Origin of the sequence: Streptomyces sp. NPDC006711 (assembly GCF_042869775.1) — a bacterium.
Classification (GTDB): Bacteria; Actinomycetota; Actinomycetes; order Streptomycetales; family Streptomycetaceae; genus Streptomyces.
The window spans coordinates 758,801-779,958 of the sequence record NZ_JBIAGO010000001.1 but is presented as its reverse complement, the minus strand read 5'-3'; the positions used below and the strand labels follow the sequence as shown (position 1 = coordinate 779,958).

The 21,158-nt window shown below is 71.6% G+C and carries 18 protein-coding genes and 1 tRNA gene; 14 read left to right on the top strand and 5 right to left on the bottom strand.

The window, feature by feature from the left end:
• Positions 1-190: 190 nt before the first annotated feature.
• Together ACFYM2_RS03420 and ACFYM2_RS03415 are read right to left on the bottom strand one after the other, a co-directional pair.
• Positions 191-277 (bottom strand) — tRNA-Ser (locus ACFYM2_RS03420).
• 180 nt (positions 278-457) lie between these two features.
• A complete protein-coding gene (locus tag ACFYM2_RS03415; protein WP_388832897.1) occupies positions 458-2,095 on the bottom strand; it encodes a S1C family serine protease in 1,638 nt (545 codons plus the stop codon).
• Between the two features lie 353 nt (positions 2,096-2,448).
• On the opposite strand from ACFYM2_RS03415, the gene ACFYM2_RS03410 reads away from it, so the two are divergent.
• The 3 genes from ACFYM2_RS03410 (at position 2,449) to ACFYM2_RS03400 (ending at position 5,203) form a co-directional block, all read left to right on the top strand.
• Positions 2,449-3,276: a glycerophosphodiester phosphodiesterase gene (locus tag ACFYM2_RS03410; protein WP_358997963.1), complete on the top strand. Its 828-nt coding sequence runs from the start codon at positions 2,449-2,451 to the stop codon at positions 3,274-3,276.
• Between the two features lie 53 nt (positions 3,277-3,329).
• A complete protein-coding gene (locus tag ACFYM2_RS03405; RefSeq protein WP_388832894.1) occupies positions 3,330-3,941 on the top strand; it encodes an ATP-binding protein in 612 nt (203 codons plus the stop codon).
• A gap of 296 nt (positions 3,942-4,237) precedes the next feature.
• Positions 4,238-5,203: a DUF5926 family protein gene (locus ACFYM2_RS03400; RefSeq protein WP_388832892.1), complete on the top strand. Its 966-nt coding sequence runs from the start codon at positions 4,238-4,240 to the stop codon at positions 5,201-5,203.
• 194 nt (positions 5,204-5,397) lie between these two features.
• Here the strand turns inward: ACFYM2_RS03400 and ACFYM2_RS03395 are convergent, their stop codons facing one another.
• A complete protein-coding gene (locus tag ACFYM2_RS03395) occupies positions 5,398-5,940 on the bottom strand; it encodes a hypothetical protein (protein WP_388832889.1) in 543 nt (180 codons plus the stop codon).
• 199 nt (positions 5,941-6,139) lie between these two features.
• Positions 6,140-6,802: a bifunctional DNA primase/polymerase gene (locus tag ACFYM2_RS03390; RefSeq protein ID WP_388832887.1), complete on the bottom strand. Its 663-nt coding sequence runs from the start codon at positions 6,800-6,802 to the stop codon at positions 6,140-6,142.
• Between the two features lie 440 nt (positions 6,803-7,242).
• Between ACFYM2_RS03390 and ACFYM2_RS03385 the strand changes: the two genes are divergently transcribed.
• Positions 7,243-8,730: a PP2C family protein-serine/threonine phosphatase gene (locus tag ACFYM2_RS03385; RefSeq protein ID WP_358997948.1), complete on the top strand. Its 1,488-nt coding sequence runs from the start codon at positions 7,243-7,245 to the stop codon at positions 8,728-8,730.
• A 145-nt stretch (positions 8,731-8,875) separates the two neighbouring features.
• The gene (locus tag ACFYM2_RS03380; protein ID WP_388457660.1) at positions 8,876-10,345 is read left to right on the top strand and encodes an aminopeptidase P family protein; all 1,470 of its coding nucleotides are present in this window, start codon (positions 8,876-8,878) and stop codon (positions 10,343-10,345) included.
• A 33-nt stretch (positions 10,346-10,378) separates the two neighbouring features.
• Here the strand turns inward: ACFYM2_RS03380 and ACFYM2_RS03375 are convergent, their stop codons facing one another.
• The gene (locus ACFYM2_RS03375; RefSeq protein WP_388457658.1) at positions 10,379-10,840 is read right to left on the bottom strand and encodes an ATP-binding protein; all 462 of its coding nucleotides are present in this window, start codon (positions 10,838-10,840) and stop codon (positions 10,379-10,381) included.
• 280 nt (positions 10,841-11,120) lie between these two features.
• Between ACFYM2_RS03375 and ACFYM2_RS03370 the strand changes: the two genes are divergently transcribed.
• From ACFYM2_RS03370 to ACFYM2_RS03330, 9 genes are all read left to right on the top strand, one after another.
• Complete coding sequence (locus ACFYM2_RS03370) at positions 11,121-11,981, top strand: hypothetical protein (protein WP_388832884.1); 861 nt, start codon at positions 11,121-11,123, stop codon at positions 11,979-11,981.
• A 106-nt stretch (positions 11,982-12,087) separates the two neighbouring features.
• The gene (locus tag ACFYM2_RS03365) at positions 12,088-12,804 is read left to right on the top strand and encodes a YcnI family protein (RefSeq protein WP_388457654.1); all 717 of its coding nucleotides are present in this window, start codon (positions 12,088-12,090) and stop codon (positions 12,802-12,804) included.
• Positions 12,805-12,848: 44 nt separating this feature from the next.
• Complete coding sequence (locus ACFYM2_RS03360) at positions 12,849-13,508, top strand: SCO family protein (RefSeq protein ID WP_350231543.1); 660 nt, start codon at positions 12,849-12,851, stop codon at positions 13,506-13,508.
• Positions 13,505-13,975: a copper chaperone PCu(A)C gene (locus tag ACFYM2_RS03355; RefSeq protein WP_358997932.1), complete on the top strand. Its 471-nt coding sequence runs from the start codon at positions 13,505-13,507 to the stop codon at positions 13,973-13,975. Before ACFYM2_RS03360 ends, ACFYM2_RS03355 begins: the two co-directional genes overlap by 4 nt.
• A gap of 29 nt (positions 13,976-14,004) precedes the next feature.
• Positions 14,005-15,969 (top strand): copper resistance protein CopC, encoded by a 1,965-nt coding sequence (locus ACFYM2_RS03350; RefSeq protein WP_358997929.1) that lies wholly within the window; start codon positions 14,005-14,007, stop codon positions 15,967-15,969.
• 11 nt (positions 15,970-15,980) lie between these two features.
• On the top strand, positions 15,981-17,321 hold the full coding sequence (gene efeB / locus ACFYM2_RS03345; RefSeq protein ID WP_388832880.1) for an iron uptake transporter deferrochelatase/peroxidase subunit: 1,341 nt from the start codon (positions 15,981-15,983) through the stop codon (positions 17,319-17,321).
• Positions 17,322-17,465: 144 nt separating this feature from the next.
• On the top strand, positions 17,466-18,401 hold the full coding sequence (pheA, locus tag ACFYM2_RS03340) for a prephenate dehydratase (protein WP_350231539.1): 936 nt from the start codon (positions 17,466-17,468) through the stop codon (positions 18,399-18,401).
• A 583-nt stretch (positions 18,402-18,984) separates the two neighbouring features.
• The gene (gene serS, locus ACFYM2_RS03335) at positions 18,985-20,274 is read left to right on the top strand and encodes a serine--tRNA ligase (protein WP_358997923.1); all 1,290 of its coding nucleotides are present in this window, start codon (positions 18,985-18,987) and stop codon (positions 20,272-20,274) included.
• On the top strand, positions 20,271-21,092 hold the full coding sequence (locus ACFYM2_RS03330; protein ID WP_388832876.1) for an HAD family hydrolase: 822 nt from the start codon (positions 20,271-20,273) through the stop codon (positions 21,090-21,092). The genes serS and ACFYM2_RS03330 overlap by 4 nt, the downstream gene beginning before the upstream one ends.
• Positions 21,093-21,158 lie beyond the last annotated feature (66 nt).

Genomic DNA, 21,158 nt, shown 5'->3' with positions numbered 1-21,158 from the left:
TCCGCCCATGCCAACAGCCTGATTCAGAAGGGTCTGGAGGAGGCAGAAGGGGCCTGATCCTGGCCCACGTATGGCCCACAAACACTGGTCAGAGGCGGTACACCTCCGAACCAGGGTGAGACAGGCCAAGGCAAGAGGGCGTGACCCCGGACCGGGATCACGCCCTCTGACCAGCGCTAACGCTGACCTGCGGTGGGTGTGGGATTTGAACCCACGGTGACATCGCTGCCACGACGGTTTTCAAGACCGTTCCCTTAGGCCGCTCGGGCAACCCACCCACGCCCCCGCCTCACCAGGCGCGGAGCGACCTACAGCCTACCGGCCGCGGTGCGCTGTGTGGGCCCTTGGGGTGGGTCGGGTTCGTGGGTGGCCCGCTTGCCGGTCGGGGGCGTGGAGGCCCGGCGCGGGTCACCACTCGGGGCCCGCCGGGTGGTGAGGGCCCGGCTCGGCGGGGTCGTCAGTTGCTGTCGCCCTTTCGTTCGCCCAGGGTGATCGTCACCGTGTTCTCCTTGCCGTCCCGCTTGTACGTCAGCGGGACCTGGTCGCCCGGCTTGTGCGTCCAGATCTCGCTGATGAGCGTCGGGCCGCTGTCGATGGGCATGTCGCCGAACTTGGTGATGACGTCACCCGGCTTCAGGCCCGCCTTGTCCGCGGGGCCGCCCGGCGTGATCGGCTGCTGGCTTCCGTTGCCCTGCGGGGAGATCTGCGCGCCGTCCGTACTGTCGCCGCCTCCGGGCATGCCGCCCGGGCCGCCCTGCTGGATGCCGACGGAGGCGCCGATCACCGGGTAGACCGGCTGACCGGTCTTGATGAGCTGGTCCGCGACGTTCTTCGCCTGGTTGATCGGGATGGCGAAACCGAGGCCGATCGAGCCCGCCTGCGACTGGCCGCCCATGCCGCCGGTGCCCGCCGACTGGATCGCCGAGTTGATGCCGATGACCGCGCCGGCCGAGTTGATCAGCGGTCCGCCCGAGTTGCCCGGGTTGATGGAGGCGTCGGTCTGTAGGGCGCTCATGTACGAGGCCTTGGAGTTCTGCCCGTCGCTCGAGGCCACTGGACGGTTCTTGGCGCTGATGATGCCAGTGGTGACGGTGTTGGAGAGGCCGAAGGGCGCGCCGATCGCGATTGTCGAGTCACCGACCGCGACCTTGTCCGAGTTGCCGAGGGACAGCGGCTTCAGGTTCGCCGGGGCGTTCTTCAGCTTGATGACGGCCACGTCGTAGCCCTGGGCGCGGCCCACCACTTCGGCGTCGTACTTCTTGCCGTTGGAGAACGTCGCGGAGAGCTTGCCGCCGGTCGCCGCGGAGGCCACCACGTGGTTGTTCGTGAGGATGTGGCCTTCCTTGTCGTAGATGAAGCCGGTGCCCGTGCCGCCCTCGCCGTCATTGCCCTGCGCGTCGATCGTCACCACGCTGGGCAGCGAGTTCGCGGCGACTCCCGCCACCGTGCCCGGGTCGCGCTTGAAGTCCTTGGGTGTGTCGGAGGACGCCACCGTGGTGGAACCCGATCCTCCGTTGTCGTGGTCCGCCGCGAAGTAACCGATCGCTCCGCCGATGCCGCCGGCCACCAGGGCCGCCGCCACGACGGCCGCGATCAGGGCGCCGCCGCGCTTGCGCCGCGCGGGGGGCTCCGGGGCGCCCCACGGTTCGCCGGGCCGGCCCTCGCCGTCGCCTCCGTAGGAGCCACCGCCACCGTAGGAACCGTCGCCTCCGTAGGAGGGGAGCGTGGGCGGGGGCGGGGGCCATCCGGCGCCGCCGCCCTGCTGCGGGGCGGCCGGCTCGTGCGCGGCGTGCGCGTGCGGCGCCGGAGCGCCTGGGGTCGGCGGCAGCGGCGCGGTGGCCGGATCGTGGCCGGGCCGCGGGTCATGGCCGGGCTGCGGGTCATGGCCCGGCCGCGGGTCGGCGCTCTGTGACGGCGGTACGGATCCGTGGACGAGCGTGCTCTCCGCCTCGCCCGGCACCGCGCTCGACGGGGCCGGGGCGGCTTCCCGTGCCGGGACGGCAGGAGCTTCGGCGGGCTCGGGAGGTGCAGCAGGTGCAGACGACGGGGCAGGCGGGACGGCCGGGACCGCGGTGCCCTCGTTCTCGGTGCTCACAGCTTGCTCTCCTCGGTTTCCACTTGGTCTGGGGTCTGGGGGACGATTGGTCTGGCGGTCATTCGGTCGGGCGGTCGGGCGGTACAGCGGTCTGACGGGCCGGCAGATGTCGCTGCCTCGGGGCCCGGTGGGGTCCTGCGCGGTGCGGCGGTGCGTGGTGGTGGTGCTCGGGGTCGCTGCCGGGCGCCGGCGTGGGGCCCGGCAACAACCATGGTGCGCCAGGGGTCCGACATCGGACCCCGCACTGTGCGGATGACTCCGCTCAGCTTTTCCCACCGCACGTCAGGCCACTGTAAGCAGGAGCTGTGTATTCGCGCGCGAACCTGTGCCCCGGCGGGTGGCACGATGACGCGGTGACTCAAGCACGGCAGCACAGCCCGCACACCCCCGACCCCGCCCGCGTCCAAGTGGTGGCCCACCGAGGAGCCTCCGAGGACGCCCCCGAGCACACGCTCGCCGCGTACATGAAGGCGATCGAGGACGGGGCCGACGCCCTGGAATGCGATGTCCGCCTCACCGCCGACGGCCACCTCGTCTGCGTCCACGACCGGCGTGTCAACCGCACCTCCAACGGCCGGGGCGCCGTGTCCGCCCTGGAACTGTCCGAGCTGGCCGCGCTCGACTTCGGCTCCTGGAAGGACAGCGAGGAGAGCCCGGACTGGAAGGACCGCGAGTTCACCTCCGTCCTGACCCTGGAGCAGCTGCTCGAACTCGTCGCGGACGCGGGGCGCCGGGTCGAGCTGGCCATCGAGACCAAGCACCCCACCCGCTGGGCCGGCCAGGTCGAGGAACGCCTCGTTCACCTGCTCAAGAGGTTCGGCCTCACTCAGCCGCCGCCGGCCGGTCAAACCTCCCCGGTCCGCATCATGAGTTTTTCCGCGCGCTCCCTGCACCGGGTGGCCGCCGCCGTCCCGGAGATCCCGACGGTCTATCTGATGCAGTTCCTGTCGCCGCGGCTGCGCGACGGACGGCTGCCGGCCGGCGCGCGGATCGCGGGCCCCGGCATGCGGATCGTGCGTAACCACCCCGCCTACATCGAGCGATTGCACCGCGCGGGCCACCGCGTACACGTCTGGACGGTGAACGAACCCGAGGACGTGGATCTGTGCGTAAGCCTCGGAGTGGAGGCAATCATCACCAATCGCCCGAAACAGGTTCTGTCCCAACTGGGCCGCATGTAACGGCCATTACAGGGTGTGCTCCGGCGCGTTCGTTCCGTATTCGACCGTGACGAATGCGTCTCTCGACGTCGGTTGGCCGGTTTCCGGTCCAGTCCATTGGGGCATTCACACCGTGGCGTGGGGCAAAGGAGGTCTCGGGGGTGGCGTTGGTGGTGGCACAGGAAGTGCCCACGTCGTCGAGCATGGCCGTACCCCATGGCCCTGCGGGCGTGGGCAAGGCACGGCACCGGATGCGCGAGCAGCTGCTCGGCAACGGGGTGTCGGAGCCGGTCGTCGACGATGCCGTTCTGATCCTTTCCGAACTGCTCAGCAATGCCTGCCGGCACGGCAGGCCGCTGGGACGGTCCGACATAGGTGAGGGCGACGTCGAGGCGGCCTGGCGGATCGACAAGGCGGGGCGGCTGACGGTCGAGGTCACGGACGGCGGCGGCCCGACCCGGCCCGTTCCGGCGACGCCGTCGGTGACCGCGCGCGGCGGCCGGGGGCTGAACATCATCAGCGCCCTCGCCCAGGACTGGGGCATCAAGGACAGCGCGTCCGGCGAGGTCACCGTGTGGGTCATCCTCACGGGGGCGCACCGTCACGACGATTTCGCTACGCGCGTCACAGCGCGCGCGACGGCGGTCGGCCTGGAGTACGCGGACGCGCTCGACGACCTGGACTGAGGACGGCTCCGCACCCCGGCGCGTTAGACGACCTGGACTGAAGGCGACACCGCACCCCGGCGCGTTAGACGACCTGGACTGAAGGCGACACCGCACCCCGGCGCGCTCGACGACCTGGACTGAAGGCGACACCGCACCCCGGCGCGCTCGACGACCTGGACTGAAGACGGCACCGCACCCCCGGATCGCCCTTACCCGGGCCCCGGGGGCGTGGGGCCGCGTCCCGCCGGTCCGGGCGGCTAGGCTCGCGCCGACACAGCGACACCGCACCACCGCAGTCGGGAGAGAGCCACACCATGGCCAAGAAGCGTCCGCAGACGAAGGCCGTCAAGCCGCAGATCAGCGACGGGGAAATCCCGGTCGTCGGGGCCCGGGAGCCCTGCCCCTGCGGCTCCGGCCGCCGCTACAAGGCCTGTCACGGTCGCGCCGCCGCGCACGCCGTGACCGAGCTGGTCCAGCGCCCGTTCGAGGGCCTTGCGGGAGAGTGCGACTGGGTCGCCCTGCGCGAGCTGGTCCCCGCCGCGACCGTACCGCTGACCCTGAAGGACGGGCTGCCCGACGGCGTGCCGTCCGTGACGCTGGCGACCGTGCTGCCGATGGCGTGGCCCGCGTTGCGCCGCGAGGACGGCTCGGTGCTGCTCGGCCTCCAGAACGACACGCCGTCCGGCGACATCAGCCGCGACCTGGCCGACACGCTCCGGCGCACCCTGGTGGCCGAGCCCGGCTCGCCGGTCGTCGCCCAGCGCGCCGAGTCCGACGGCCCCCGCCTCCAGGACCTGCTCGACCCGGCCGCCCCGTTCGAGCCCGAGGTGCACACCGGCTTCGAGTTCTGGGTGCCGGACGCGGACAGCGCCGCCTCCGAGGTCGCCGCCTCCCTGGAGCGGGCCAACGCCGCCGCGATCCCGACCGTACGGCTCACGTCGGTGGACTCCTCGTACTGGTGCGAGACCCCCGAGAAGAACCACCTGCGCTGGGTCATGCCGCACCCCGAGGAGAAGCTGCTCGACGCGCTGGCGCGGCTGCACGCGGCCGGCACGTCCTCGCTCGGCGAGGGGACCCGCCTGGTCGGCTCGTTCCGAGCGCACGGCCTGACCGTGCCGGTGTGGGACCTGCCGGCCGGGATGGGCGCCGAGGAGTGCGAGAAGCCCGCGGCCGCGTTCGCCGAACGCCTCGCCGGGGCGCTCGCGAACGAGGAGCCGCTGAGCGCGGAGGAGCGCCGGGCCAGGGGCGGGCTCACCAACCGCCAAGTGACGCTCAGCTGAGAGTGACCGAGGACCCCCCTTTCGGTCGGCCGACAGGTGACTCCTGTCACAACTCCCCGTACTGACAGGTAAATCGGTGTCCGAATTACCGAGATCGAATTTGCGAACGACCGATCTCTTGTTACCGTTCTAAGAGCCCGGTCGCTGGTGCATCCCCCGTCGCCAGCGATCGGGCCCTTCATTTTCCGGTTCGGTCAACGAGCCCCGCGTTCCGTGGAGTTGCTGCCGGAACGCAGCAGCAGCGGTGAGTCCTCTCCCGCCCCCGCGAACTCCGCCACCGCCGAATACGCCCCCGCTCCCGCGCCGCGCCCGGGTGTGCTCTCGTGCGGCGTTTCGCAGGAATCGGGCTGGTCATCGGCCGCCACCTGGCAGTCCGTCTCCAGCGTCCTGTCCTCGGGACCCATCAGCGTCAGGACGGCGCCCAGCTCCTGGCCGGTGGCGTTGCGGTAGTAGGCGCGCGCCCAGGTGTCGCGTCCTTGGCTCAGCACACACGTCTGTGCCTCGACCCCTTCGGGGGAGAGAAGTTCGGGACCGCACCGCGCCGTCGCGTCCTCGGACGAAGGCAACGGTGAGCCGTGCCCCCACGCGGGGACGTGTGTGAGGGGGCTTTTTGCGTCAACCGCCGGGCCCGTTTTCTCGGGCCCTCCGGCGGGTCCCGCCGAGGCGGCCAGCGGCAGCAGCACGGTGCCCACCACGACGGCCGCGAGCCCGGCCACGCGCAGGTGCTGGAGATTCATGGGGGACCCGCCTGCCCTGGAATTCCTGATGGTGGGCCGAAGATATCCACGGAAACCAGGCGCTTGGTCGCCCGGGCACCCAATTCCCGTACAACCGGGGCCCCCTCGCACCCGAAAGAGTGAAGGCGGCCCGGGAACCGGACCGCCTTCGCGCTCATTGGGCCGGCCCCAAGGACCGGCGCTCCTTCAGTGGCCGGCTTCAGTAGGCCAGCCGGCTTCCGCCGTCCGGTGCGCTGGTGCTCGCCGCGACCAGCGCGTCCACCACCGTCTCCACATCCGGCAGCCAGGGCCCCCTCGCCCCGAGCGGCGGCCGCTCCCAGCGGATCCGGCCCTTGCCGGTCTGTGACGGGGGCAGCACCAGATATCCGCCCTCGCTGTGGAAGCGGAGCGAACTGGGCACCCAGTCCTTGGAGTACAGGAGCTCGCCCAGCCGCTCCATCGAGTACGGCGCCACCAGGAGCGACCACCGGGTGGGCGTCGCCACGACGGGGCCGAGCCGCACGCCCATGGAGTCGAGGGCGGCGAGCGCCCGGGCTCCGGCGAGGGCCGGCAGGCTGATCGCGCAGGGCGCGCCGGCTCCGGTGGCGAGCAGCACCGGCGCGGCCGGCCGGTTCGTCCACCACCAGCGGATCATGCGCTCGTCGGTGGTGGCCGCGAGCAGCACGGGGTCGAAGGGATGCGCTCCCGGTACCACGCATTCGGGGTCGGGGCAGGCACAGCCGCGGCCGCCCGCGGCCAGTCCCACACCGGGGAGCACGGGCCATTTCCATTGGGTCGCACAGGTCAGCGCGGCGCCGAGCTGAGCAGCCCTTTCACTGCGCCAAAGCCGGAACCTGCGTCGCCTTCCTAGGATCTCGCGCATGGGCGCTCGTTCCTTTCCGTTGAACGCCGAGTCCACATCACATGACGTGTGCATAACTTCACTGCGCGTACGTGCTCCGTGAGCAGGCGGTGGAGATACCCGCCGGGACCGAACGCGGATCGTCACCGCGGCGGGCGACGGCCACGGCCCGTAACCATTTAAAGCATGGCGAAGGGTGGCGCGTGCCTGGCGCTTGCCGTCCTGTTGTGCAAAAACCCCGCCACTCGGGGGTGAGGCGTGGCCGGTCGGCTCTTAAGACGCTGCGGCCGGCCGCAAGGTTCCAGGGCTCCTGAACCGCCCCGGACCACACCGATTACGTACCCAACACGGTTGAAACGACGCACAGTTGAACGTCTTCAGTCGACCCCAGGGCGAGGCCGCCAGGGGCATTTTTCGGTCAACTTGAACGCCCCACGGACACCAATAGTCCCGCCAGGACAATGCTGGACATCCCCTCACTTGTGCGTGTACATGTGGAAGCATGGATAGCGGCGCAGAATGACATGGGGGTTTGCGATGCTATTGCGCAGAATCGATCAGTCGGAAAGCCGACTGCCATGAGCGCCCCTCACCTGCCGAAAGTGGCTGGAATCAATCCAGCTGTTCCGCCCCCGGCGCACACTCACGCGCCGCTGCCCTCACCCGTCGCCCCCACCCCACCCGGCGCGGTGCTCCAGGACCGACTCGCCGGCTGGGTCTCCGACCTCACCACGCTGCACGAACTCACCGAACGGCTCGCCCGCACCACGGTGCTCGGCGCCGCCCTCGACGAACTCCTCACGGCGGGCGCCGCCCTGGTCGGCGCCCGGCGCGGCCTGGTCGTCATGGAACCGGCGGACGGACTCGGCCCGGTCGTCACCACCGGTCTCGGGCTCGCCCACGCCGACCTCGGCCACATCGAGACCGTGCCGCGCAGCGCCACCGCCTACGGCCGGATCCTGGACGGGCTGCCCGGCGCCGACGGCGGCGCCGACCTCATGGCGGACCCCGACGGCCTCGATCCGCGCCACCGCGAGGTCGCCGCCCGCCTCGGCTACGCCGCCAGCTACGCCCTGCCCCTGAGCACCGACGGCGCGGGCCGGCTCGGCGCCGCCGTCTGGCTCTACGACGAGAGCGCGGAGCCCGGGGAGCGCCAGCGGCACCTGGCCGGCCTCTACATCCGCTACGCCGCCGAACACCTGGCCCGCCTGGTCGAACTGGAGCGGGCCCGCGCCCGGGTGGCGACCATCGCCGAGGAACTGCTGCCCAGCCGGCTGCCCCGGGTCGCCCGGGTCCAGCTGGCCGTCCGCCACCGCACAGGACCACTCGGCGGCGGCGACTGGTACGACGCGCTGCCCCTGCCCGAGGGCGCGCTCGGGCTCGCGGTCGGCTCCGTCACCGGGTCGGGTCCGAGCGCGGTCGCCGCGATGGGACGGCTGCGCGCGAGCCTGCGGGCGTACGCCGTGATGGAGGGCGAGGACCCCGTGGCCGTGCTCTGCGACCTCGAACTGCTGCTGCGCCTGACCGAGCCCGCCCGCTCGGCGACCGCCCTCTTCGCCTACTGCGAGCCCGCCCGGCGCAAGATCGTGCTCGCCGGCGCGGGGCACGCCCCGCCGTTGATCATCGGGGAGCGGCGCACCGAGTTCCTCGAGACCTCGCTCTCCGCGCCGCTGGGCATGCTGGCCTGCTGGGAGGCGCCGAGCGTGGAGCTGTCACCGGGCCCAGGAGAAACGGTGCTGCTGTACACGGACGGCCTGCTGCGCCGCACCGGCGACCCCATGGACCGCGCGTTCGCCCGGCTGCACGCGGCGGCGGCGAGCGTCCCCCGTGCGGTGCGCGACGACCCGGACGCCGTGCTCGACCATGTGCTGCGCGCCCTCCTGCCCGAAGGCGCCGACGGGGTGGACAGCACCGAGGACGTGGTGATGCTCGCGGCCCGCTTCGCCTAGGGCGGCCCGGGCGCGGGCCCCGACCAGCGCCGGTAAGAGGCACTACGGCCCTGGACCCCCTTCCGCACGCCCGTACGATGGTGGAGGTCCCCCGTGCTCGCGCAGTACCGGGGGAGTGCGACGTCGTACCAAGTGGAGGCAGACCGTGGCGGACCAGCTCACTCCGGAGACCCCGGGGGACGAAGCGGACGAGAAGCCGATCCAGCAGCGGAAGAACGGCCTGTACCCGGGCGTGTCCGACGAGCTGGCCGAGAACATGAAGAACGGCTGGGCCGACACCGAGCTGCACGGCCTCGAACCGATCGCCCAGGCCGGTCACACCGCCGACCGCCGCGCCGCGCTCTCCCGGCGCTTCCCCGGCGAGCGTCTGGTGATCCCCGCGGGCAACCTGAGGACCCGCTCGAACGACACCGAGTACAGCTTCCGCGCCTCGACCGAGTACGCGTACCTGACCGGCGACCAGACCGAGGACGGCGTGCTCGTCCTTGAGCCCACCGGTGAGGGCCACGAGGCGACGATCTACCTGCTGCCTCGCTCCAACCGCGAGAACGGTGAGTTCTGGCTGTCCGGCACGGGCGAGCTGTGGGTCGGCCGCAGGCACTCCCTGGCCGAGGCGGAGCAGCTGCTCGGGCTGCCCGCGAGGGACGTCCGCGAGCTGGCCGCCGCGCTGGGCGACGCCACGGGTCCGGTCCGCTGCGTACGGGGTCACGACGCCGCCATCGAGGCCGCGCTCGCCGACAAGGTGACCGCCGAGCGCGACGAAGAGCTGCGCGTGTACCTCTCCGAGGCGCGCCTGGTGAAGGACGCGTTTGAAATCGCGGAGCTTCAGAAGGCGTGCGACTCGACCGCCCGCGGTTTCGAAGACGTCGTCAAGGTGCTCGACAAGGCCGAGGCGACCAGCGAGCGCTACATCGAGGGAACGTTCTTCCTGCGCGCCCGCGTCGAGGGCAACGACATCGGCTACGGCTCTATCTGCGCGGCCGGCCCGCACGCCACCACCCTGCACTGGGTGCGCAACAACGGCGAGGTCCGCTCCGGCGACCTGCTGCTCCTCGACGCAGGCGTGGAGACCAACGAGCTCTACACCGCCGACATCACCCGCACCCTGCCGATCAACGGCACCTTCTCGCCGCTCCAGCGCAAGATCTACGACGCGGTGTACGAGGCCCAGGAGGCCGGCATCGCGGCGGTGAAGCCGGGCGCCGCCTACCGCGACTTCCACGACGCGGCCCAGCGCGTGCTCGCCGAGCACCTGGTCGCGTGGGGCCTGCTCGGCGACCTGGACGTCGACAAGGTCCTCGAACTGGGCCTCCAGCGCCGCTGGACCCTGCACGGCACCGGTCACATGCTCGGCATGGACGTCCACGACTGCGCGGCCGCGCGCACCGAGACGTACGTCGGCGGCGACCTGGAGCCGGGCATGTGCCTGACGGTCGAGCCGGGCCTGTACTTCCAGGCGGACGACCTGACCGTGCCCGAGGAGTACCGGGGCATCGGCGTCCGGATCGAGGACGACATCCTGGTCACCGAGGACGGCAACAAGAACCTCTCCGCCGCGCTGCCGCGCCGCGCGGACGAGGTCGAGGCGTGGATGGCCCAGGTCAAGCAGGCCTGACCCCGCTCCACTCGTCGCCCGGGGGCGCGCCGCTCAGCCCACCTCGAGCAGCGCGCCCTCGCGCCATTTGAGGATCTTGTCGAAGCTGACCACCGCGCCCCGGCCGGGCCGGTTCCTGAAGTGCACGTGGTCGGCGAGCTGTTCGATCAGACCGAGGCCCCTGCCGTGCTCGGCGAGACAGCCGGTCCTGGCGGGCGCCGTGGTGGTGCGCCGGGCGCGCCGGACGGGAAAGCCCGGGCCGGAGTCGGCGACCTCGATGCGGCACTTCTCGCCGTCGAGATAGGCCGTCACCCGGTACGCCGCCGATTCACCCCCCGACACCGTGTCCCCGCCGTGCTCGACCGCGTTGGCACAGGCTTCGGTGAGGGCGACCGACAAGTCGTAGGAGACGTCGGGATCGACCCCGGCGCTCTCCATGGCGCCGAGCAGAAGACGACGGGCGAGCGGCACGCTCGCGGCCTCGCGCCGCAAGTGCAGAGACCACCAGATGCTCATGCTCCAGCCTCCTGGCTGCGGCGCTGCGGCTCGTCAGGGCCCTTCTCTCCACGGGCGCAGTATTGCCGCAACCACTCACTCGTAAGCGCCCTCTTGACGTGATGGCGCCCGTTCGGCGGATGTACGTGCCCCGCACGCCGGTGTAAAGCCCCCTGAACCTCCTCCTCCGTATCGTCCGATCGGCAGGAAAGATCACGCCGTACCGGCCGCCCCCAGCCAAAGGCGACGTTTGGGACCTGGCGTATGGGGCGGGTAAGCGCAGTGCGATGATGGCCCCGCCATGTCTTCCCTCCACGCCCCAGCAGGCGCCGGGCTCCGGCTGCTCAGGGCCGCGGTGTTCGCCGCGGTCTGCGTCGTGCTGTCCGCGATGGGACACGCCATGGCGGCCTGCGCGAGCGTGCCGTGGTGGACGCTGCTCGCCGGCTTCCTCGGACTGTTCGCGGTCGTGGCGCCGCTCGCCGGGCGGGAACGCTCCCTGTCCTCCATCGCGGGCGCCCTCGCGGCCGGCCAGCTCGGCCTGCACACCCTGTTCGGCGTGGGCCAGCACACGGCGGCCGCCTCCGGCGACGGCTCCACCGGCGACCTGCCGCTGATCCGGTTCGCGGGGCACCTGCTCTGCGGCGCGGGCGCGACACCGCTCAGCGCGACCGACGCCCGGCGCATCGTGAGCGACGCGGGCATCGACCCCGCCAGGATCGCGGACGCCGGCCACGCCACCGTGCCCGGCACGGCGCGGATGGCCGACCTGATGCCCGGCATGATCATGGGATCCGGCGGGACCCCGGCCCACTCCGCGTCCCTCGCCGCGTCCCTGCTGCCCTCGCTCCCCATGCTGCTGTGCCACCTGCTGGCGGCGCTGGTCACGGGATGGCTGCTGCGGCGCGGCGAGGCCGCCCTGTTCGGCGCGGTGCGTCTGGCCGCCGAGTCCGTCACGATCGCGGCCGAGACCGCCTCCGTGCGCTCCCTGCGCCGCGCCCTGTCCTTCGCGCGCGCCCTGTGCGCCGGGCTCCTCGCGGCCGAGGGCCAGGGCCCGCGCGTCCCGCTCGCCGGCCCCCGCGCGACACCTCCCCTGCCCGGGGCGGCACTTCAGCACTCGGTGATCAGGCGCGGGCCGCCCGCGGCGTACGCCCTCGCGGCCTGAACGCGGCCCACTCCCCTCACGTACCGCAGGAGTGGTGTCGCGGGGCCCCGCGCACCCGTGCGCGGTGGCCGTCCCCACCCTTTCCGCTCACTGGAGTGTCACTGCCATGAACGCCTTCCGTTCGCGTACCCGTATCGCCCTCGTCGGCTCCCTCGCCGCCGGTTCCGTCCTGCTGCTGTCGGGAACGGCCTTCGCCCACGTCACCGTGCAGCCCGAGGGAGCGGCCGCCAAGGGCGGTTACGCGGTCGTCGACTTCAAGGTGCCCAACGAGCGCGACAACGCCAAGACCGTCAAGCTCGAGGTCGACTTCCCGACCGACCACCCGCTGGCGTCCGTCATGCCGCAGCCGGTGCCGGGCTGGAACGTCGAGGTCACCAAGTCCAAGCTCGACAAGCCGCTGACCGTGCACGGCAAGCAGATCAACGAAGCCGTCACCAAGGTGACGTGGAGCGGCGGCGCGATCGAGGCCGGCCAGTTCCAGAAGTTCCCGCTGTCCGTCGGCTCCCTGCCCACCGACACCGACCAGCTGGTCTTCAAGGCGCTCCAGACGTACGACAACAACGAGGTCGTGCGCTGGATCGAGGAGGCGAAGAAGGGCGCGGCCGAGCCCGCGAACCCCGCGCCGACCCTCCAGCTGACCGCCGCCGCGGGCCAGGGCGGCGCCGCTCCCGCCGCCGACACGAGCGCCACCGCCCAGAAGACCGCGGCCACGTCCTCATCGGACACCGACAACACCGCGCGGATCCTTGCCGTCGTGGGCATCGTCGTCGGCGCCGCCGGCGTGGCCTTCGGCGTGTTCGCCGGACGGCGCCGCTCCGCGTAATCGCCCCGCACTCCTTCCACCGGAAAAGACCGGAACATCACCTCATGCGCACCAAGACCGCGCTGACTGCCGCCGCCCTCGCGGTGGCAGCGGCGCTCACCCTGACCGCGTGCGGCAGCAGCGGTGACGGGGGCTCGAACAGTCCCCTCGCCGATGTCTCCGCCTCCGCGAAGACCCAGGCCGCGACCGTGCTCGACCGGCCGTTCGCCAAGCCCGACTTCGTCCTGACGGACACCAACGGCAAGAAGTTCGACTTCCGCGCCGAGACCAAGGGCAAGCCGACGCTCATCTACTTCGGCTACACCAACTGCCCGGACGTCTGCCCGCTCACCATGGGCAACATCGCCGTCGCCAAGAAGTCGCTGCCCAAGGCCGACCAGGACAAGCTCCAGGTCGTCTTCGTGACCACCGACCCCGAGCGCGACACCCCCGCCTCGCTCGGCAAGTGGCTCAAGGGCCAGGACCCGTCCTTCATCGGCCTGACCGGCGACTTCGCCACCATCCAAAAGGGCGCCCGCTCCATCGGCATCGGCATCGACCCGGCCACCAAGGACAAGGACGGCAAGGTCGTCTCGATGCACGGGGCCCAGGTCATCGCCTTCTCCCCCAAGACCGACCAGGGCTACGTCCTGTACGGCGAGGACGCCACCGTCGCCGACTACACCAAGGACCTGCCGAAGATCATCAAGGGGGAGAACCCGTGAACCGCCGCACCACCCGCACCGCCCGCTCCGCCGTCGCCGCCGTCATAGCCCTGTCCGCGGGCCTCGCCCTCGCGGGCTGCTCCGAGAGCGCCGAGGCCAAGCCGAAGCTCCAGGTGAGCGACGCGTTCATGCCGCTGCCCACCAGCGACATGGCCGGCGGCTTCCTCGTCGTCAAGAACGACGGCAAGACCCCCGACAAGCTCACCAAGGTCACCAGCGACCTGTCGGACGACGTCACGATCCACGCGACGAAGGACCAGAAGATGCAGGAGGTGAAGTCCTTCGACATCCCCGCCGGCGGCGAGCTGGACCTCGAACGCGGTGGCAGCCACATCATGTTCATGGGTCTGAAGAAGAAGCCGAAGCAGGGCGACAAGGTCGCCGTCGAGCTGCACTTCGAGAAGGCAGGCACGGTCAAGGTCGACCTTCCGGTGAAGGAAGCCACCTACAACCCGAAGCACCACTGAGGCGTTCCAGAGGGACTTGAGGCACTGACATGACGGCCACCGCCCCCCGCCTTCGAACCACCGCGAGCAGGCCCCTGACCCGGCTGCTGCTCGTCACGGTGGCGCTGCTCGGCGCGCTCCTCGCGGGCGCCGTGCCCGCGTCCGCGCACGCCGCACTCACCGGCAGCGACCCGAAGGACGGGGCGGTGGTCGCCACCGCCCCCGCCCAGGTCGCCCTCACCTTCTCCGAGGGCGTCGCCCTCGACGCCAACTCCATCCGCGTCCTCGACCCCGCGGGCAAGCGCTCCGACACCGCCGAACTGGTCAACCTGTGCAGCGGCGACATCGTCAAGTACGGCGTACGGCTGCGCACCGGCATCCCCAACGGCACCTACACCGTGGCCTGGCAGGCGATCTCCGCCGACAGCCACCCCGTCTCCGGTGCCTTCACGTTCTCCATCGGGGCCCCCTCCGCGACCGCCGCCGTCCTGCCCGACCAGGAGGCGGGCGGCGGCCTCGTCGGCGCCCTGTACGGCATCGCGCGGTACGCGGCGTACGCCGGTTTCGTGCTCCTGGTGGGCGGCGCGGCCTTCGTGCTCGCCTGCTGGCGCCGGGGCGCGGGCGCGGCCCCGGTGCAGCGCGTCGTCGTCGGCGGCTGGCTCACGATGACGGCCGCCACGCTCGCGATGCTCCTGCTGCGCACCCCCTACACCGGCTCGGGCAGGCTCGCGGACGCCTTCGACCTCAACGGGCTGCGGGCCGTCCTTGAGACCAAGCCGGGCGCCGCCCTCGTCTCCCGGCTGCTGCTGCTCGGCGCCGCCGCCCTGTTCGTCGCCGTCCTGTTCGGCGCGTACGCCAAGCGCGAGGACGAGCATCAGAAGGCCGAGAAGCAGGACCTCACCTTCGGCCTCGCCGTCGGCGGCTCCGTGGTCGCCGCCGGACTCGCCGCGACCTGGGCGCTGGCCGAACACGCCTCCACGGGGCTACAGCCCGGTGTCGCCATGCCCGTCGACGTGCTGCACCTGCTGGCCGTCGCGGGCTGGCTCGGCGGACTCGCCACCCTGCTCGTCGCCCTGTACCGCGCCCCGGACATCGAGCGGGCGGCCGTACGGCGCTTCTCACGCCTCGCGTTCGTCAGCGTGAGCGTCCTCGCCGCGACCGGCCTCTACCAGGCCTGGCGGCAGGTCGGCACCTGGCCGGCGCTCACCGACACCACCTATGGGCGGCTGCTGCTCCTCAAGGTCGCCCTGGTCGCCGTCATGCTCGTGGCCGCGTCCCGCTCGCGGCGCTGGACCGCGAGCCTGTCCGAGCGCGCCGCGCCGCCCGCCGAAACCACCGAAACAACCACCGAACCCGCCGAACCCGCCGAAAGCACCGCGATCGCCGGGCAGCGCGTGAGCGAGCCCGAGCCCGTCACCGTCCCCGACGACGGCAAGGACGCCAAGCGGGCCGCCCAACTCGCGCGCCAGGCGGCCGCGATGAGCACCGCACGCGAAAAGCGGGCCCGCGACGCCGACACCGGGCGCAGCGGCCTGCGCCGCACGGTCCTCGCCGAGGCGGGTGTCGCCGTGGTGCTGCTGGCCGTCACGACCGTGCTGACCTCGACCGAGCCCGCCCGCACGCAGGAGGCCGTGGACCGGGCGAAGGCCGGAACGCAGGTAGCCGTCGCGGACCGGCCCGTCGACATCCGGCTGCCGTTCGACACCGGCGGCCCCGGTGGCAAGGGCACCGCCGAACTCACCCTCGACCCGGGCCGCACCGGCGCCAACGACCTGAACGTCTCTCTGACGGACCCGGCGGGCAAACCGAAGGACGCCCCCGAGGTGAAGGTCGCCTTCACGCTGGCCGCCAAGTCGGTGGGACCGCTGCCCGTCGTGCCCGACCGCGTCGCCGCAGGCCACTGGAGCGCGAGCGGGGTGCAGCTTCCGATGGCGGGCGACTGGCAGATCTCGGTGACCGTACGCACCTCCGAGATCGACGAGACGACCGTGGACAAGAACGTCAAGATCGGCTGAGTAGAACTGACATGAGCGAGACCAAGAAAGCCGCGCAGGCCAAGTCCGCCCAGACGGCCACGCCCGCCAAGGCCGGCACCTCCGCCGAGAAGACCGGACGGGACCCGGCCGCCACCGGGCCCGCCCTGGACATCTCCCGGCGCAGACTGCTCGGCACCGTGGGCGGGGTGGGCGCGGCCGGACTCGCTCTGGGCGCGGTGGGCGGCGCCGGCGTCTACGCGGCTGTGGAAACCCCGGACGACACCAGCCCGTTGACGTCGGTCGGCGCCACGGAGGTGATGTTTCACGGGAAACATCAGGCCGGGATCAGCACCCCGCTCCAGTCCACCGGCCACCTGATCGCCTTCGATCTGGCTCCCGGCGCCGGACGCAAGGAGGCGGCCGCCCTGATGCGGCGCTGGTCGCAGACGGCCAAGGCGCTGATGGCGGGCGAGGTCACGGGCGGCGGCGACACCGGCGTCGCCCTGGACGCCGGCCCCTCCTCGCTGACGCTCACCTTCGGCTTCGGCCACAGCTTCTTCGACCGTACGGGGCTCGCCGACCGGCGTCCGGCCCAGCTCGACCCGCTGCCCGACTTCTCCTCCGACCAGCTCGACCCCCAGCGCTCGAACGGCGACCTGTGGGTGCAGATCGGCGCGGACGACGCGCTGGTCGCCTTCCACGCGCTGCGCGCCATCCAGCACGACGCGGGCACCGCGGCGAAGGCCCGCTGGCAGATGAACGGCTTCAACCGCACCCCGGGCGCGACCAAGAAGCCGATGACCGCCCGCAACCTGATGGGCCAGATCGACGGCACCGGCAACCCCAAGGTCGCGGACGCCGACTTCGAGCAGCGCATCTTCGTACCGGACTCCGGTCAGCCGGCGTGGATGGCGGGCGGCTCCTACGCGGTCGTCCGCCGCATCCGGATGCTGCTGGACACCTGGGAGAAGCTGCCGCGCGCCGAGCAGGAGCAGGTGATCGGCCGCAGGAAGGCGGACGGCGCCCCGCTCACGGGCGGTACGGAGACGTCGGCGATGCAGCTCGACAAGTTCGGCCCGGACGGCAAGCCCGTCATCCCGGCCAACGCCCATGCCCGGATCGCCGCCCCCGAGCAGAACGGCGGCGCGGCCATGCTGCGGCGCGCCTTCTCCTACCACGACGGCGTCGCGGCGGACGGGTCCCCGGACGCGGGACTGCTCTTCGTCTGCTGGCAGGCCGACCCGCTCAGGGGCTTCGTGCCCGTCCAGCGCAAGCTCGACCGGGGCGACGCGCTGTCGGCGTTCGTGCGGCACGAGTCGAGCGGCCTGTTCGCGGTGCCGGGCGGGCCCCGGCCCGGTGAGTACGTGGGCCAGCGGCTCCTGGAGTCGTGACCGGCGCCAAAGGGGCCGCCTCGCCGGCGAACCTGGAGGGGCCGCTTTCGCCGGCAAACCCGGGCGGAGAGCCCCTTTCACCGGAACGCGGGCATCGCGCGAAGCGACGGGTGCGCGCCGCGCCGGGCCATTAGTGTGACCTGCATGTCCGCCACGCGATACACCTATCTGGGTCCCGAAGGCACGTTCACCGAGGCCGCTCTGCGCACCCTGCCCGAGGCCGCGACCCGCGAACTGGTCCCCATGGTCTCCGTGCCGGCCGCCCTGGACGCGGTGCGCAACGGGGAGGCGGCCGCGGCGCTCGTCCCCATCGAGAACTCGGTGGAAGGCGGCATCACCACCACGCTCGACCAGTTGGTCTCGGGCGAGCCGTTGATGATCTACCGCGAGGTGCTGCTCTCCATCAAGTTCGCGCTGCTGGTCCGCCCCGGGACCCAGCTGGCGGACATCAAGTCGGTCACCGCGCACCCGGCCGCCCAGCCCCAGGTGCGCAAGTGGCTGCGGGCGAACCTGCCGGACGCGCTGTGGGAGTCGTCCGCGTCCAACGCCGACGGTGCCCGGCTGGTGCAGGAGGGGCGCTACGACGCGGCGTTCGCGGGCGAGTTCGCGGCGGCGACGTACGGCCTCGAACCGCTGATCACCGACATCCACGACGCCGTGAACGCGCAGACCCGCTTCGTGCTCGTCGGGCGCCCGGCCCGTCCGGCGGCGCCCACCGGCGCGGACAAGACCTCGGTGGTCATCTGGCAGCGTGAGGACCACCCGGGCGCACTGCTCGAACTGCTCCAGGAGTTCGCGGTGCGCGGCGTCAACCTGATGCTGCTCCAGTCCCGGCCGACCGGTCAGGGCATCGGTAACTACTGCTTCGCCATCGACGCCGAGGGCCACATCTCGGAGCGCCGGGTGGGGGAGGCGCTGATGGGGCTGCGCCGGGTCTGCCCGGAGGTCCGCTTCCTCGGTTCGTACCCCAGGGCCGAGGTGACGCTCGACGACGTACGGCCGCCGAGGCCGGGGACCTCGGACGCGGAGTTCGTGGAGGCGGCCGAGTGGCTGGCCCGCTGCCAGGACGGCCGCCCGTAGGCACCGGAAGCGGGTTGTCCCCAGCTGCGCGGGCGTCCCGGCGTCCGGTCCTACCTGCTGATTTTCGCTGTCCACAGAGTTATCCACAGACCCGCTTCTCGACCTGTGGGTAAGTCGACAACGCAATCGGACACAGTCGACAAATCCCTCTAGTGACGACACATCAGTCCACAGGTCACCCGGGCATCCTCTGTCACCCCAATTCCGTTGATCAACTCTTTAGAGCGAGCAATTCCCACCCGAATGAGTGGGTGTAAGGGGTTTGAGAGAGGAATCCCGAGCCCGCACGCGGTTTTCGGAATGGCCACTTCCGCGGTCCACAGATCTCCCACACAGCCTGTGGATAAGTTTCCGGCCGCGTCCACCGCTGTGGACAAGTCCGGTGCACCGCAAGGGAGTCGGTCAACGAGTGTCCGGAAAGCGCCTCTTTTCAGGGAATAGCGACGCTTTCCTTGACCCCTGCTCGGGAATGACGGACGCCAGCATCCCTAATTCGGTCAATACGGACAAAGCGCCACGCTGATGCGGCACGCTGGGGATATACCGGTGGGGCGGCGGGAGTGCGCACCGGTAGCCTGGAGGGGTGATTGACCTTCGCCTGCTCCGTGAGGACCCCGACCGTGTTCGCGCCTCCCAGCGCGCCCGTGGAGAGGACGTCGCCCTTGTCGACGCCCTGCTCTCCGCCGACGAGCTGCGCAGGTCCTCGGGCCTCCGCTTCGACGAGCTGCGCTCCGAGCAGAAGTCGCTCGGCAAGCTCATCCCCAAGGCCACGCCCGAGGAGCGCGCCGAGCTCCTGAGGAAGGCCGAGCAGCTAAAGGCCGACGTCAAGGCCGCGGAGGCCGCGCAGAACGAGGCCGACGAGCAGGCCAAGCAGCTGCTCCTGCGACTCGGCAACATCGTCCACACGGACGTACCGGTCGGCGGCGAGGAGGACTTCGTCGTCCTGGAGACGCACGGCACCATCCGCGACTTCGGCGCCGAGGGCTTCGAGCCCAAGGACCACCTGGAGCTCGGCGAGGCGCTGGGCGCCATCGACGTCGAGCGCGGCGCCAAGGTGTCGGGCTCGCGCTTCTACTACCTGACCGGTGTCGGCGCGCTCCTTGAGCTGGCCCTGGTCAACGCCGCGATCGCGCAGGCCACCGAGGCCGGCTTCATCCCGATGCTGACCCCGGCGCTGGTGCGCCCGCGCGCCATGGAGGGCACCGGCTTCCTCGGCCAGGCCGCGGAGAACGTGTACCACCTGGAGAAGGACGACTACTACCTGGTCGGCACCTCCGAGGTCCCCCTCGCGGCGTACCACATGGACGAGATCCTGGACGCCGACAAGCTGCCGATGCGCTACGCCGGCTTCTCGCCGTGCTTCCGCCGCGAGGCCGGCACCTACGGCAAGGACACCCGGGGCATCTTCCGGGTCCACCAGTTCGACAAGGTCGAGATGTTCTCCTACGTCCACCCGGACGACGCCGAGAACGAGCACAAGCGCCTCCTGGACTGGGAGAAGCAGTGGCTGACCGCGCTCGAACTGCCCTTCCAGGTCATCGACGTCGCCACCGGTGACCTCGGCGCCTCGGCCTCCCGCAAGTTCGACTGCGAGGCGTGGATCCCGACCCAGGGCAAGTACCGCGAGCTGACCTCGGCCTCCAACTGCGACGGCTTCCAGGCCCGGCGCCTGTCGGTCCGCATGCGCGACACCAGCGACGGCAAGAGCAAGGTCACCCCGCTCGCCACCCTGAACGGCACGCTGTGCGCGGTCCCCCGCACCATCGTGGCCATCCTGGAGAACCACCAGCAGGCCGACGGTTCGGTGCGCGTGCCGGCGGTGCTGCGCCCCTACCTCGGCGGCCGCGAGGTCCTGGAGCCGATCGCCAAGTGAGCACCGCCGGGGAACGCCGGTTCCCGTACCAGCTGATCGCGACCGACCTCGACGGGACGCTGCTGCGCTCCGACAAGACGGTCTCGCGGCGCACCCGTGACGCGCTGGACGCGGCCACCGCGTCGGGCGCCGCGCACATCGTGGTGACCGGCCGCTCGGTGGCCTGGACCCGGCACATCCTCGACGACCTCGGGTACGACGGGCTCGCGGTGTGCGGTCAGGGCGCGCAGGTCTACCACGCCGGCGAGCACCGGCTGCTGACGTCGGTGACGCTGGACCGCCAGCTCGCCGGGCTCGCCCTGTCCAAGATCGAGGCGGAGATCGGCCCCGTGGCACTGGCCGCGAGCCGCGACGGGCTCGACGGGGACGTTCTGATCGGCCCCGGCTACCAGGTCCAGGAGGGCCCGCTCCCCTACCACCCGATCGACGACATCGCCGAGCTGTGGGCGGCCCCGCTGAACAAGGTCTACATCCAGCATCCCGGGTACGACGACGACGCGCTGGCCGGGATCACCCGGCAGGTGGTCGGCAGCCTGGTGGGTGTGGTCATGGCGGGGCCGGGCGTCGTGGAGCTGCTGCCGCTCGGTCTCAGCAAGGCGACCGGGCTCTCGCTGGCCGCGCGCCGGCTCGGGCGCAAGGCGGCGGACACCATCGCGTTCGGGGACATGCCGAACGACATCCCGATGTTCGGCTGGGCCGCGCACGGAGTGGCGATGGCCAACGCCCATGACGAGCTGAAGGCCGTGGCCCACGAGATCACGGCCTCCAACGACGACGACGGCATCGCCGTGGCGCTGGAGCAGTTGCTCGCCCGGTGAGCACGGCGGGCCGGCGCGGCGCCGCTCGCAGCCCGCACGGGTAAGGGGCGTCCGCTATTGGCGGGC